The sequence below is a fragment of the Aeromonas intestinalis genome (genome assembly GCF_054052485.1).
The window spans coordinates 76416-91393 of the sequence record NZ_JBSTYK010000016.1; the positions used below are offsets into that span (position 1 = coordinate 76416).

Annotated in this window: 7 protein-coding genes; 5 read left to right on the forward strand and 2 right to left on the reverse strand. The window is 62.5% G+C overall.

The features are described 5' to 3' along the window. Positions 1-42: 42 nt before the first annotated feature. The gene (locus ACW5W7_RS18100) at positions 43-1710 is read right to left on the reverse strand and encodes a methyl-accepting chemotaxis protein (protein WP_434668462.1); all 1668 of its coding nucleotides are present in this window, start codon (positions 1708-1710) and stop codon (positions 43-45) included. Between the two features lie 123 nt (positions 1711-1833). Here ACW5W7_RS18100 and ACW5W7_RS18105 point away from each other — a divergent pair, with 123 nt between their 5' ends. The 5 genes from ACW5W7_RS18105 to glpC all read left to right on the forward strand — a co-directional run bounded on the left by ACW5W7_RS18105 (position 1834) and on the right by glpC (position 7074). Then, a complete protein-coding gene (locus ACW5W7_RS18105; protein ID WP_349917939.1) occupies positions 1834-2289 on the forward strand; it encodes a YchJ family protein in 456 nt (151 codons plus the stop codon). A gap of 271 nt (positions 2290-2560) precedes the next feature. Then, positions 2561-4210 (forward strand): anaerobic glycerol-3-phosphate dehydrogenase subunit A, encoded by a 1650-nt coding sequence (glpA, locus tag ACW5W7_RS18110; protein ID WP_456502587.1) that lies wholly within the window; start codon positions 2561-2563, stop codon positions 4208-4210. Further along, positions 4207-5502, forward strand: coding sequence for a glycerol-3-phosphate dehydrogenase subunit GlpB (gene glpB / locus ACW5W7_RS18115; protein WP_456502588.1), 1296 nt, complete (start codon positions 4207-4209; stop codon positions 5500-5502). Before glpA ends, glpB begins: the two co-directional genes overlap by 4 nt. A 1-nt stretch (position 5503) precedes the next feature. Then, positions 5504-5638 (forward strand): hypothetical protein, encoded by a 135-nt coding sequence (locus ACW5W7_RS18120; protein ID WP_349917944.1) that lies wholly within the window; start codon positions 5504-5506, stop codon positions 5636-5638. 233 nt (positions 5639-5871) lie between these two features. Beyond that, positions 5872-7074: an anaerobic glycerol-3-phosphate dehydrogenase subunit GlpC gene (gene glpC, locus ACW5W7_RS18125; RefSeq protein WP_456502589.1), complete on the forward strand. Its 1203-nt coding sequence runs from the start codon at positions 5872-5874 to the stop codon at positions 7072-7074. A 138-nt stretch (positions 7075-7212) separates the two neighbouring features. Here glpC and ACW5W7_RS18130 read toward each other — a convergent pair. Further along, positions 7213-14978 (reverse strand): T1SS-143 repeat domain-containing protein (locus ACW5W7_RS18130; protein ID WP_456502590.1); only part of this gene is annotated, 7766 nt, incomplete at its 5' end.

Here is a 14978-nt window from a genome sequence, read left to right on the forward strand (position 1 = left end):
AATTTGCCATCTGGACATGGCGTCCAGATGGCAAAAATGTGATCAGTAACGGAAGCGAGCCACCAATTGGCGCAATTTATCGCCCGTATCCGCCAGTGCTCGGGTGGTGGTGCTGGATTCACCCGCCGCCTCGGTCAGCTCGCTGACGATCTGCTGGATGGCCACCAGGTTCTTGTTGATCTCTTCGGAGACCGCATGCTGCTCCTCCGCCGCCGTCGCTATCTGGATGTTCATGTCATTGATGGTGCCCACCGCCGCCACCATGCTGTCGAGGGAGCTGGCGATGTGGCCCGCCTCCTGGACCGTCTCCTGGCTGCGGGACTCGCTGGCCTGCATCACCTCCACCGCCTGCTTCACGCCCCCTTGCAGGCGTTGCAGCATCTCGTTGATCTCCTTGGTGCTCTGCTGGGTACGTCCGGCAAGGGAGCGCACCTCGTCCGCCACCACCGCGAAGCCGCGACCCTGCTCACCGGCCCGGGCCGCTTCGATGGCGGCGTTGAGGGCCAGCAGGTTGGTCTGCTCGGCGATGCCGCGAATGACCTCCACCACGGAGCCAATCTTGCCGGTCTCCTGGGCCAGCTGCTCGATGACGCCGGCGGCGATGTGCACCTCGTCCACCAACCGGTTGATGCTGCCGATGGCGCTGCCCACCACCTCGCGGGCGGCGTCGGATTCTCGCGCCGCATCACTGGTGGCGCTGGCCGCGTTGGAGGCGCTGGCTGCCACCTCCTGGGCGGTGGAGCTCATCTCGGTCACGGCGGTGACCACCTGATCCGTCTCCTTGCCGTGGCCGTGCATCTGCCGATCCGAGTGTTCGCTCAACCGATGGAGCTTCTCCACGGCACCGAGCAGTTGATGGCTGGTCTCCCCCACCTGGCTCACCACGGATTGAATGCGCTCGACGAAGCGGTTGAAGGCACTGGCCAGCTGACCCACCTCATCCTTGCTCTGCACCTTGAGGCGCTGGGTGAGATCCCCGTCCCCGTCGGCGATGTCATTGAGGGCCGACACCGCCTCCGCCAGCGGCCGGGTAACCCGATTGCCAATGGCCACCGTGGCCGCCAGGGTCACCCCCAGGATCACGAGGATCAGCAGCACCCCGGTTTTGAGGGAGTCATGCATGTTCTGCTCGCGCTCCGTGCGCAGGGTCGCCAGTTCGCTGTCGATGTCATCGATGTAGAAACCGGTGCCCACCACCCACTGGTATTTGTCGAGCAGCAGGTTGTAGGAGAGCTTGGGAGCATCCCGACCGAGGGAGGGCTTGTTGGTCCAGTACTCGGTGTACCCATCCCCCTCCCGGGCCGACTTGATGATCCCCTGGATGAGGGGCGTTCCCCGGGTATCCTTGTCCTCCCAGCGATTCTTGCCCTCCACCTCGGGGCGGGTGGGCAGCAGCAGGGTGTTGCCCTGGAAGTCATAGATGAAGAAGTAGCCGTCGCTGCCATAACGCAGGGGGCGCAATATCTCTTTCACCCGCTCGCGCGCCGCCGGGCTGTCCGGTTCGGCATAGGCTTGCTCGATGGACGTCTTGGCCAGCATCAGGTAGCTGCTGAGCAGCGCCTTGCGCTCAGACAGCGCCTTGTCCCTGGCCGCAACCAGTTCGGATTCCAGCGAGTTTTTGGAAATCAAATAGTTGCTGAGGTTGACCACCAGCGCCATCAGCAGCACGGGAAGCGCGCCCAACAACAGGATCTTCTGCTTCAGAGTCATCATGTACTTCCTTTAGCCATTTTTATGGGGTGTTCCGTTCCTACCAGTTCGACCTGCTGGCCGAGGGGGGGCCGCTTTCGCTACAATCCCGCCACCTGATTTATCGACCCGGTTAACCGACTCATGAGCCTTTGTCCCTGCGGTAGCGCACTTTCTCTCGCCCAATGTTGCGGCCCCCTTCACGACGGCCAGCCGGCCATCAGCGCCGAACAGCTGATGCGCTCACGCTACAGCGCCTTTGTCTTGGGACTTGGTGACTATCTGGTACACAGTTGGCACCCTGATTTCCTGGGTACCCTCACCGCCGAACAGCTCTCCCAGACCGATACCCGGTGGGATGGCCTGGAGATAATGGCGGCGCAAGGGAGTCAGTACGATGACGAGGGCAGCGTGGAGTTCAAGGCCTGGTTTCTGGAGGGGGATGAGCGTCACTGTCTGCACGAGCGCTCCCGCTTCGTGCGCCATCAGGGGCGCTGGGTCTACACCGACGGGGAGCAGGATCCCGCCCCCTTGCGGGTCGGGCGCAACGATCCCTGCCCCTGTGGCAGCGGCAAGAAGTTCAAAAAATGCTGCGGCTAGATGAATGTGCCACCACAATGACGCTCTTCAGGCAAAGTGATCTGTACCTGTCAACAAGACAGCACACATGATCACCGTCTGACCCCTTCCCGGGTCATCCACCCAGGGGCCGCCGGCCCCTTCGTCGTCTTTGCGTTGTGACAACAATCACAAAATGCTCATACCCTTGCCATTCATGAGCGTTTGCGAACATTAACTTGGCCCATATCAAACATTTTTGTCCTCAAAGGCGCCACACTGGCCCCATCTGGAAGAGATGAGACGGGCAAAAATGAAAAGAATAACCACAGAGGTCGTCATCATAGGTGGCGGTGCCACTGGCGCCGGCATCATGCGTGACTGCGCCCTGCGCGGCATCGACTGCATCCTGCTGGAGCGCGATGACATCGCCGCCGGCACCACGGGTCGCAACCACGGCCTGCTCCACTCCGGCGCCCGTTACGCGGTGACGGATCAGGAGTCCGCCCGCGAGTGCATCGCGGAGAACCGCATCCTCAAGCGGATCGCCAGCCACTGCGTCGAAGACACCGGCGGCCTCTTCGTCACCCTGCCGGAAGATGACATCGGCTTTCAGGCCACCTTCATGGCGGCCTGCGCCGAGGCCGGCATCGAGACCGAGCAGCTGGATCCCCGCGACGCCCTGCGTCTCGAACCCAATGTGAACCCGGCGCTCATCGGTGCCATTCGCGTGCCGGACGGCACCGTCGACCCCTTCCGCCTCGCCGCCGCCAACGTCCTGGACGCCAAGGAGCACGGCGCCCGCATCTTCACCCACAGCAAGGTGCTGGGGCTGCTCCGCAGCCAGGACAGGGTGCACGGGGTCAGGGCCATCAACACCCGCACCGGCGAGGCGTTCGAGGTGGAGTGCCAGGAGGTGGTGAACGCCGCCGGCATATGGGGCCAGCAGATCTGCGAGTACGGGGATCTCGGCATCCGCATGTTCCCCGCCAAGGGCTCCCTGCTCATCATGGATTACCGCATCAACCAGCTGGTGCTCAACCGGGCCCGCAAGCCGGCGGATGCGGACATCCTGGTACCGGGCGACACCATCTCCCTCATCGGTACCACCTCGAGCCGCATCGACTACCACAAAATCGATCAGCTCACCGTCGAACCCGATGAGGTGGAAGTGCTGCTGCGCGAAGGCATCAAGCTCGCTCCCGTGATGGCCCGCACCCGCTTGCTGCGCGCCTACGCCGGGGTGCGCCCCCTGGTGGCGGTGGACGGGGACGAATCGGGCCGCAACATCAGCCGCGGCATCGTCTTGCTGGATCACGCGAAGCGGGACGGCCTCCAGGGCTTCAACACCATCACCGGCGGCAAACTGATGACCTACCGGCTGATGGCCGAGTGGGCCACGGATCTCATCGCCAGCAAGCTTGGCAACCACCAGCCCTGCCGCACCGCCGAACTGGCCCTGCCCGGTTCGCGGGATCCGGAGAAGGTCTCCGCCCCCGGCCTCTCGGTGCCTGCGGTCGGCTCCGCCCAGTACCGCCACGGCGAGCGGGTCATCGCGTTCTTCCGGGACAACCCCAAGGCCAACGCCCTCATCTGCGAGTGCGAGATGGTGACCGCGGGGGAGATCGAATATGCCCTGCGCGAGCTCGACGTGGACAACCTGGTGGATCTGCGCCGCCGCACGCGCCTCGGCATGGGCCCCTGCCAGGGAGAACTGTGCGCCTATCGCGCCGCCGGTCTGATGCAGGAGTACGGCAAGGCCGACGGCCGCGAGGCCTGCGTCATGCTGCGCCAGTTCCTGGAGGAGCGTCACAAGGGCACCCGTCCGGTGCTCTGGGGAGATGCCCTGCGGGAAACCGAATTTACCTACTGGATCTATGAGGGCCTGTTCGGCCTCGGGGAGTGGACATCGCCACACCTCGTCACCCAGACGCCTGTCGAGACCCAAGGAGAGCCATCATGAAGTTCGATACCATCATCATCGGTAGCGGCATGGCGGGGCTGTCCGCCGCCCTGCGTCTGGCCGAAGCGGGCCAGAAGACCCTGCTGATGGCCTCGGGCCAGAGCGCCCTGCATTTTTCCTCCGGCTCCGTCGACTTGCTCGACGCCGACGGGGATCCCCGCGCCGCCCTCCCCGCCTTTATGGTCGAGCGGCCCGAGCACCCCTACAACAAGGTGGGTCTCGTCAACATCATGGCGAGTCTGGACGCCCTGCAGCAGCACTGCGGGAGTGAGGGGTTGGCTCTCGTGCGCCAGGAGCAGAACCATCATCGCATCACCCCCATCGGTACCCTCAAGGCCACCTGGCTCTCCCCTGAGACCTGTGCCTGCGTCACCGAGACTCCCATCCCCCAGAGCCTGCTGCTGGCGACCCTGAGTGGATTTCGCGACTTCCATCCGGCGCTGGCGGCGGCCAATCTCGGCGTCCAGCCACGCTTTACCCACTGCCGCATCCTCACCGGCGAGCTGAACCTGCCCCAGCTGGCGGCATTTAGCCACAACCCCCACGAGTTTCGCTCCGCCGACATCGCCCGCCTGTTTGACAAGCAGCAGGGGGATCAACAGGCAGGGAGCGCCCAGCCGGATCTGCTGACCGCCCTGGCCCGGGAGATCAATCAGATGATCGCCCAGAGTGGCGAGCCGGATTGTCGCCACCTGGTGCTGCCCGCCTGCCTCTCCCTCGGGCTGGTCGGCCCGCGCCTGGCCGAGCTCGAGCGGCTCACCGACTGCACCATCCGGGAGGTGGCCACCATGCCCCCCTCCCTCATCGGCATGCGGATGCAGGAGACCCTCAGGCGCCGTTTCCAGCACCTTGGCGGCACCTTCCTCACCAGCGAACGGGTCCTCGGGGCCCGCTATGAGGGCGACAGGGTGATCGGGGTCCATAGCCAGAACGGGGACGACCAGCTGTTCGAGGCGGACAACTTCGTGCTCGCCTCCGGCAGCTTCTTCAGCCGCGGGCTGGAATCGCGCCTTGGCGGCATTCGCGAGCCCATCTTCGATGCCGACGTGCTGAGCCTGCCGGAGCGCGACGCCTGGGCCGGTCGCCGCCTGTTCGATCACCACCCCTTCCTGGGCTTCGGGGTCAAGACGGACGACAGACTACGGGTGCTGCGCGGCGGCAAACCCCTCGCCAACCTCTATGGGGCGGGCAGCGTGCTGGCCCACTATGATCCGGTACGCGAGGGTTCGGGCTCGGGCGTGGCCGTCGCCACCGGCTGGCAGGCTGCCGGTCATATCCTGGCGGGGGTCTGAGATGAGCCACGCTTCGCTATTCACTCGGGGCCGCCCACTGACCCACTACGATGCCCAATTGCGCGAGGGCTCGGGCTCGGGCGTCGCCGTCGCCACCGGCTGGCAGGCTGCCGGTCATATTCTGGCGGGGGTCTGAGATGAGCCACGCTTCGCTATTCACTCGGGACCGCCCACTGACCCACTACGATGCCCAATTGCGCGAGGGCTCAGGCGTTGCTGTCGCCACCGGCTGGCAGGCCGCCACTCATATCCTGGCGGGGGTCTGAGATGACTCCCCTTTTCCATGTCACTGCGGGCAGTCAACTGCCCTGCCCATCATCCCGTTGCCGCGCCATTCATGCTGCCAATCCGGCCAGGGAGGAGTAAATCATGCTACTGGATCACGCCAACCAAACCTTCGATCAGTGCATCAAATGCACCGTCTGCACCGCCTACTGTCCGGTGGCCAAGGCCAATCCCGCCTACCCGGGCCCGAAGCAGGCCGGTCCCGACGGCGAGCGGCTGCGCATCAAGAGTCCGGCGCTGTTTGACAGCGCCCTCAAGTACTGCACCAACTGCAAGCGCTGCGAGGTAGCCTGCCCAAGCGGAGTGCGCATCGGCGACATCATCGCCAAGGCCAAGCACCAGTACGGCGGACTCAAACCCGGGATCCGCGAGTTCGTGCTCTCCCACACGGATCTGATGGGGGGCATGTCCACCCTGATGGCTCCCGTGGTCAACTTCACCACCGGCCTCAAACCCGTCAAGCAGGTGCTGGACAAGGCCCTCGGCGTCTCCTCCCACCGGGACTTGCCCAAATACTCCCAGGGCACCTTCCGCGGCTGGTACAAGAAACAGAAAGCATCCCAGGCTCGTTTCGCACGCCAGGTGGCCTATTTCCACGGCTGCTATGTGAACTACAACCACCCCCAGCTCGGCAAGGAGCTGGTGCAGGTGCTCAACGCCATGGAGATCGGGGTGCATCTGCTGGAGCGGGAGAAGTGCTGCGGCGTGCCCCTGATTGCCAACGGCTTCATGGACAAGGCCAAACAGCAGGCGGCCTTCAACATCCAGCAGATGGAGAACAGCCTGCTCGGCAACGAGATGCCGCTGCTGGCCACCTCCTCCACCTGCGGCTTCACCCTGCGAGACGAATACCCCCACCTGCTGGAGCAGGACAACCGCAAGGTACGGGACAGGATCTCCCTGGTGACCCGCTTCATCTGGAATGAGTTCTATCGGGGCAACAAGCCCGCCATGAAGCCGCTCGACCTGCACATCGCCTACCACACCCCCTGCCACATGGAGAAGATGGGCGGCGTCATCTATACACTGGAGCTGCTGCGGGCCATTCCCGGGGTCAGGGTGACGGTGCTCGAATCCCAGTGCTGTGGCATCGCCGGCACCTATGGCTTCAAGTCGGAGAACTACCAGACCAGCCAGACCATAGGCCAGGGGCTGTTTGATCAGATAAATCGCATCAACCCTGATCTCGTCATCACCGACTGCGAGACTTGCAAGTGGCAGATAGAGATGAGCACGCCCTATGCCTGCGAGCACCCCATCCATCTGCTGGCAAGGGCGCTGGCATAACCATCAAACACTGCCTCAGTCGCATTTTCATGCGCAGATCATCTGCCAAATCAATCAATGACAGCGCAATGCGATGATATAGAGGCAGCAAAACAAAGAGCCGGCAATTGCCGGCTCTTTTCGTTTATCGCCCGTCCATCAGGGGTGCTGGATGATCAGGCTGTGTTGATCCAGCATGGACTGCAGGATGTCGTGAGAGGAGGAGCCACTCAGGTTCCAGTCGCTCAGGTTCACATCCTTCAGGGTGATCTGCTGGGTCACCTGCCCATCACCCGCCGGAGAGACCGACAGGTTGACGTCGCTGAGGCCGCCGCTGCCCGTGGTGACGGTGGCTGACAGGTGATTGAGCAGGCCATCCACGCTGCTGTCCGTCACTCCCTTGAGCAGGTCGGCCAAGTCTATCTTGTCCCCCTGGCCCGGCTGGAAGTCGGTGATGGTATCGATGGCCGGTTGCCCCGCCGTTCCCGCATCGCCATTGCCCCACACGAAGTGGTCGCTGCCACCGCCACCGGTCAGGATGTCGTTGCCCTGACCCCCGCGCAGCACGTCATCCCCCAGGCCACCCAGGATACGGTCATCACCGTTTGAGCCAAACAGCCAGTCCGCGCTGTCTGTCCCCGTCAGGGTGTTGCCACTCTGGCTGTGGATGTTGAGGGTCTCCAGCGGCGAGCTGAGGGTGGTGCCCCCTGCGCTCGATTCCGTGCTCAGGGTCAGGGCATGATCCCCCGCCGTCAGACCGCTCAGGTAGAGAGGGACCGACTGATCCATGGGCAGCAGCCAGTCACTGCCATCGGCATGACCCACACTCTGACCGTGCTCGTCCACTACCTGGGCACCGCCCAGATTCTGGATCCGCACCGACAGCTCGCCCGGCGCCGGGTTGACCACGCTGGCGCTGAAGTTGAGCGGGATCCAGCCCCCCTGCAGGGCATGAATGTCGTGGGCTCCGAGGCTGAGTTGGGGATCATCGGCCTCGGCCGTCACCGTGATGCCGACGTGGGAGGTATCCGTCAAGGCGCCACCCGACCCGGTATTGCCCTGATCCGAGGTGGTGATGGTCAGGTTGTCCTGACCCCAATAATCCTTGGCGGGCTCGTAGTGCAGCTGGCCGTTGATCAGCGCATTGAGATCATCGAGGGATCCCACCAGGGTGATGGCACTGGTGCCCGCACCTTGCACCGAGACGGCGCCCGCCGCCCCCAGCAGGGTCAGCACCCCGTGCTCGACCCGCAGGGTCATGGACATGGCACCGGTGCCGGCATCCACATCCTTGACGCTGATGCCGGAGAGCGACAGTGAGCCATCCTCCTTCACCTGCATGTTGGTCGGCACCTGGTTGACCGGGGCGTCGTTGACCGGCTGTACCTCGATGGGGAGCACGTCTGTGTCGGTCATGGCACCGCCGCTGCCGGTGTTGCCCTTGTCGTTGGTGACCATGGTCAGCGCATCCTGGCCATTGAAGTCCTGGACGCCTTGATAGGTCACGCCGCCATTGAGCAGGGCGTTGATCTCGTCAAGAGAGCCCGTCAGCACCAGGGAATCCGTGCCGCTGCCCGCCACCACCACGCCGCTGCCGGCGGCCAGCGTCAGGATGCCATGCTGCACGGAGAGGCGTACCTCGATATCACCGCTGCCCGCATCCACATCGCTCACCTGCAGACCGTGGATGGTGAAGGGGCTGTCTTCCTGCGCCACCTGGGGCGTCGTCGGCAGCATGTTGACAGGGGCATCGTTGACCGGTTGCACCTCGATGGGCAACACATCGGTGTCGCTCAGAGGGCCACCACTGCCGGTGTTGCCATTGTCGTTGGTGACCATGGTCAGATTGTCATTGCCGTGGAAGTCCGGATCCCCCTGATAGGTGACGCCCCCTGCGAGCAGGGCATTGAGATCCGCTAGGGTGCCGGTCAGCACCAGGGAACCGGAACCATTGCCGGTCACCGTCACCCCGCTGCCAGCCGGCAGGTTGAGGGTGCCGTGCTCGACGGAGAGGGTGATGCTCATGGTGCCGCTCTGCGCATCCACGTCCTTCACCTGCAGGCCCTGAATGACGAAGGGCTGATCCTCCTGCGCCACCTGGGGATCCGTCGGCAACACGTTGATGGGAGCATCGTTGACCGGGCTCACATCCACATGAATGGTGCCGTTGACCTCGGGGCCGAGGGCGCCGTTGTCCAGACTCTGAGCCGTCACCTTGAGATCCAGTGCGCCGTTGGCGTCGTTGGTCACCAGTTCGATGGCATCGAGCTTGGTGCCATCCGTGGTCACTTCCCAGCGACCGTTGCCAAGATCCACCACGGTGCCATTGACCCCGTTTGGCAGGCGGATCTCGGCGCCATCAGGCACCCCTTCGATGGTGACCCGCACCTGCTCCGGGCCATTCTCGTGCACATTGCTGGCGCTGCCGCCGGTGGCCTGGGTATCCCGGGTCTCCAGTCCGAGGTTCAGGGTAATTACATCCCCTTCGGTACCGCTCGCCTTGTCCTGGATATCGGCGATGATGACATCCCCCACCGGCTTGACGGTGACTGTGAAGTTGTCGCTGGTGCCGAGCGGTACGCTCAGACCCTTGTCCAGGGTGTAGGCGGTCAGGGTGAGATCCACGCTGCCGCTGAAATCTGACGGCGGGATCAGGGTCAGCGTGGAGAAATCGGTCCCGACAGGTACCTGCCAGACGCCGTTGCCGTTGTTGACCGCCGGTGCCGACAGGGTGAAGCCATCCGGTACGCCGGAGATCTGTATCCCGACTATCTGTTCGGAGCCGTCGTTGTCGATAAGTTCTGCACCAAAGCCACCCAGGTTGACGCTGCCATCCTCATCACCCTTTACGTCATGTACCGTGATCTTGGCGGGATCGTTGACCGGTTTGACCTCGAAGCCCACCTGGCCGCTCCAGCTGCCGGTATCCGTCCCCGTAGTCGCGGTGTCCAGAATGTCGACGGTCACATCGAGCGGCACCTGACCGCTGTAGTGTTCCTTGGGAATAAACACCAGATCCTTGAGGCCATTGGCATCCACCACCAGCGACTGGACGGGGTTGCCGCTGGCATCGAGGAAGTGGCCATACTTGGCATCGACGGTCACGGTTACCCGCTCCACCGTCTCGAGTCCCCCTTGGGCCACCGAGGGGCTGATGTCCGCCAGTTTGACCGAGAGATCGAGATGGATTTCGGTGTCTTCCAGATTGTCCGGCTGACCGTCACCGTTCATATCCTTCACATCCAGCTGCAGGCTCGGCATGCCATCGGTGCCACCGTTGATATCCACCACTGGCTTCACATCGACACGAACTGTGCTGGAATCTGTCTTGATGTCACCACTTGAAGTATCAGTGTTGACCACTGTCACACTGATATTGAGGGATCCGGCAAAGTCATTGGGCAAGCCTAGAGTCAATCCTTCCAGTCCAGCCAGTGACGGCGGCACCTTGATCACATATTCGCCGGTTGAAATGTTGTATTCAGCGCCACTGATGGTGACACCATCAGGTAGACCTTTGAGGATAATAGTAACCTCATCGCTACCTTGATCTGCGGCCCCAATATGAATTGCCCCCTTGAGTTGGGCACCAAAATCAACCTGGATATCCTCTTTACCAGTCAGCACCGCATGGTCATCAATATCAACTGTTGCCGCTGGCGTCTTGTCCGTGACCGGGGTATTACCAAAATCGGCACTGGTTTCTAGGCTGACTTTGACATGCTCACTGGGGTCCCCATCCTCACTACGGTCCACCACCATGGCATCGATTCGAATTGGTTCTACCTTTCCAACAAAACCATCCGGTGCATGCAGTTGGAAGTTATTCAAATTACCCGCAGGTACGATCCAACTGCCATTACCATTGTTGATACCGCCGAGCACAACAAGCTGATCTCCCATACCACCATTGAGCACAGGCAAATTGATCACCAGATAGTCGATCTCTTCGAGGCTGGACAGATCGATATCGTGGGTAAATTCAAAACGACCGGAGAGATCAATATCACTCCCCCCATGGCCCACAAGATCGCCACCCGTTTGACTCAAGACGCCGTTCGGTTCCACTACCGCCTGGATATCCACATGCAGATTGCCGTCGATCACTTTGGTGGCCGTGGCGCTGGAGTCCACATCATGCTGGGTCACGGTCACGTGACTCTGGATATTGGTGTCCTTGTCACTGTCTTCCGGTGCCCGCACCAGCAGTTGGCCGCCACTCAGCAGACTCTGCAGATCCGCATCGCTCAAGTCCACGACACCACCGTTCACGCTGAGCTGGGTTTCGGCCCCGCCCACGCTTATCCAGATCTCGTAGCCGGGTTCGATGCCGGAAAGACTGAGGTGGGTCACCTGTTCGGCGCCATCGGTCAGCGTCGGATGCCAGTCGAGCACCACGAACTCGTCCTCGAAACCATGGCTGGTCTTGGCGTAATCGCCTGCGTCGATCTCCGGTTCCACCTTGATGGTGAGGGGCACGTCGAAGCTCTTGTGATCCCCGTCATTCTCGGTCACCACCACGTGGCCGATGAGGTGGATATCGGCGGTGCTGTTGGGCGGCGGCTGGATCTGCAGGTTGCCGAGATCCGACACATTGACCTGATAGATGGGCTTGCCGTTGGCATCCAGACCGGCGAAGGTCAGGGTCAGCTCGTTGCCATTGCCATCGAACACCTTGGCCCCTTCCGGCAAACCTTCCAGCACCAGGTTGAGGGTTTCGGAGTTGTCCAGCGGGGTGTCCACCTTTTCCCCCGACTCCAATCTGAAATCGAGGGGAGCACGGCCATCTTCCGCGATGGTGATGGTGTAACCATTACCGGTCGCATCCTGCGTCCAGCCGGTGCTGTCCAGGTTGAAATGCGGCTCATCCACCACCCCTACCAGATCCACGTGCAGGTTCTGGGAGCCGGTCTCCTTCTCGTTGACCACGGTGTGGGTCTGACCATTGGCATCGGTCAGGGTGGCGGTGTCCTTCACCACCCCCTTGATGGTGAGATCGAAGTCCACGTTGCTGTTTTTCGGCGGCATCAGTTGCAATTCGCCGATGCGGTCGTAGGGCACCTCGTAATAGCCGTTCGCATCCATGGTCACGGCCACGCCACCGAGCAGCAGGGTGGCACCGGCGGGCAGGCCGCTGATGCGCACAAACATCTGCTCGGAGCCGTCCGTGGTGTCTCCCAGATGGGCCAGCACTATCTTGCTGCCCAGATCCAGCAGGGTGTCTTCCTTGCCCTGGATCTCGCGCACGGTGAGTTTGGCGTCATCCGCCAGCGGGTTGACGTTGACAACCAGTTCGATGGGGTCGCCGAGGGCCGTCTCCTGCCCGCTCACCACCGGGCTCTTCTCGGTGCTCACCGGCGTCACCGTCAGCTTGATGTCCCCGCTGTAGTCCTTGCCGGGCACCACGGTGATCTTGTTGATGTCACCACCACTGACGGTATAGATGCCGTTGCCATCCGGGATGAGCGTCTTGCCATTGAGGGTCAGAGTACCCTGGCCGGATTCCCACTTGATCTGGTAGCTCAGGGTTTCGGATCCATCGGTATCGGTCACCGCCGCCTTGATATTGAGGGCGATGCCATTGCTGTCCTCGTCCGTGTTGTAGTGCTGGTGGGTATTGGTACTCTCCCAGACAGGCTTGTCGGCGATACCCTGCACCGTGATATCCAGGTTGCCGGAGAGCACGGGTGGATTGGCTCCCTCGGTGACCCCAACCTGCACCTGGACAGGGAAGCGCAGGGGATTGCCACCATCGTTGTAGCTCGAATAGTCGTGGTCGGGGACAAAGGTCAGGCCCTGTGTCTGATAGTGCTCGTTGTCCGTGGTAACCATGGCGGCAGGCGGCACGATGAACCACTTGCCATCGGCCGTGGTGGTGAGCGCCACCCCGTTGTAGTAGAAGGTGCCGTGGGCGTTGGCGGGTGCCTGGATCAGGAATTGCTCGACATGCTCGCCACGGTCGTAGTCGCCAATATCGAGTTGCATGTTGATGGGGATGCCATGGGTCGGATCCCCCGCCCCCGCATCTTCATGACCGGTGACGGCGTTAACGGTGAGTTTGCCCGCCTCATCCTTGATGGTCAGAGTCAGGGTGCCATCATCGGTGTCCCCGTCCCCATCCACCAGATGGAACTCTATTTGCTGTACCAGGGTGTTGTTGCTGTGATCGACACCTGATTTTGCGGTGAAGGTGTAATTGCCCTCGGCATTGATCACCAGGGTGCCGATGACTTGTCCCGAGCCATCGGTGACCGCAATGCTGGTATTGCCGCTGGCGGCGATGGGATGCTCGGTGCCATTGATGGTGACCGACCTCACCACGGCGTCGTCCGCCCCTTCGTGGGCCGTGGTCAGCAGATCACCACTGACCCTGGCCCCTTCATTCAGGGTCTTGCTGGCATCCACCGCCACGGGGACATCGTCCTGCACACTGACGTGACCTATCACTTCGGCGCTGAGATCCCCGTCATGATCCAGGGCCTGCAATGGCAGCTGGATATCGAGCAGATCCTTGCCCTGGGCGCTGTGGTCCAGGTTGCCCGTGAGCTCGAAGGTATAGCGACCCGAGACATCCAGCGTCAGCTTGAAGATGAGCTTGCCTGCGCTGTCTTTGCCGAGATAGACGCCCGGCTGGGCATCGGCGCTGATGGTGACCGGCTTGCCGCCCGAGGTGAGCTGGTTGAGCGCATTGAAGCGCGCCACATCCAGCTGCAGGGCTGCGACCCTGTCACTGCCGGCATGAATGACCACCTGGCCCTGGGCAATCTCTCCCGTGCCTGCTGGGCTGGTACCGCCATGTTGGCCACTGCCGCCATTGAGATCTGACTCCTTGACGGTGACAGCGCCGATGGACTCGATCACCGGATCGGCCGCATCGGTGATCACCGCCGTCGTGCTACCGGTCACCACCGAGCCGTCACTGTCGGTCACCTGTACCGGCAGGGTCAGGTTCAGGTTGTCACTCGCCCCGTGGTCCAGGTTGGTGTGTACCGTGATGTCGTAGCCAAGGTGCGCCTCGGTCTGGGCCTCGATGCGACCCGGTACGTTCGGCAGGGTCACCGTCAACACCAGGGTGCCGCTTGCCGTCACCGCCTGGAAGCTGTGGCCGTTGCTGCCCGGCACTTCCTGCCAGGTGAGCGTCTCGCCGTTGTGGGTGATGGGGTTGCCGCTGGCATCGACCACCTGGCCAGAGAGGGTCAACCGCACATCCACCACGGGATCGGAGTCCGCCTTGATGGTCAGGGTGCCGCTTGCGTGTTGATCGTCGCCGGTCTGGTTGCTCGCGGCGCCATCGAAGCGACCCTCAGACAGGGTCACCCCGGTGAGGCTCAGGGTCGGTTTGTCCCCTTCCGCGATGGTGATATTGAGGGTGCCACTGGTGCTGTCGTTGTTGCCAGCCCCCTTGTCGTGGTCCACCACGTTGATCTGGAACGGCAGCTCCTTGCTGGCCCCGTTACTCTGATCCACCCCTTGATACAAGGTCACCTTGTAATCGAAGCCATTGCTGGCGGCGTTGTTCAGGTTGCCGCTGATCTCGACCTGCAGCACCTCGACCCGCTGGCCATCGACCATCACGTAGCCCTTGAGGATCTGGTTGCCCGGGATGCTGGGATCCCCATCCACCAGCTCATAGATCACCGGCTTGCCGAGGGCGGTCAAGGCTGGCTGCTGGCTGATGTCGGCAAACGACACCTCCTGCACCCGATCCGAGCCCGCATCTACCACGAAGTGGCCGGTGCCAGTCAAGGTATTGCTGCCATCGAGCGCGCGCTCATCCAGATTGACTCCGGTACCTGCCACGAAGCCGGGTGCATGACCATCCTTCACGGTGAGGGGCAAGTCGGTGGAGACGCTGTCCCCGTCCTTGTCGCTCAGGGTCACGGTGAGCGGCAGATCCAGTGACTCGCTGCCCTGGTGATCCAGCT

Excerpts from the sequence above, each read along its gene's own strand:
- ACW5W7_RS18100 (WP_434668462.1), bottom strand. The coding sequence starts at position 1,710 with ATGACTCTGAAGCAGAAGATCCTGTTGTTGGGCGCGCTTCCCGTGCTG.
- ACW5W7_RS18105 (WP_349917939.1), top strand. The coding sequence starts at position 1,834 with ATGAGCCTTTGTCCCTGCGGTAGCGCACTTTCTCTCGCCCAATGTTGC.
- glpA (WP_456502587.1), top strand. The coding sequence starts at position 2,561 with ATGAAAAGAATAACCACAGAGGTCGTCATCATAGGTGGCGGTGCCACT.
- glpB (WP_456502588.1), top strand. The coding sequence starts at position 4,207 with ATGAAGTTCGATACCATCATCATCGGTAGCGGCATGGCGGGGCTGTCC.
- ACW5W7_RS18120 (WP_349917944.1), top strand. The coding sequence starts at position 5,504 with ATGAGCCACGCTTCGCTATTCACTCGGGGCCGCCCACTGACCCACTAC.
- glpC (WP_456502589.1), top strand. The coding sequence starts at position 5,872 with ATGCTACTGGATCACGCCAACCAAACCTTCGATCAGTGCATCAAATGC.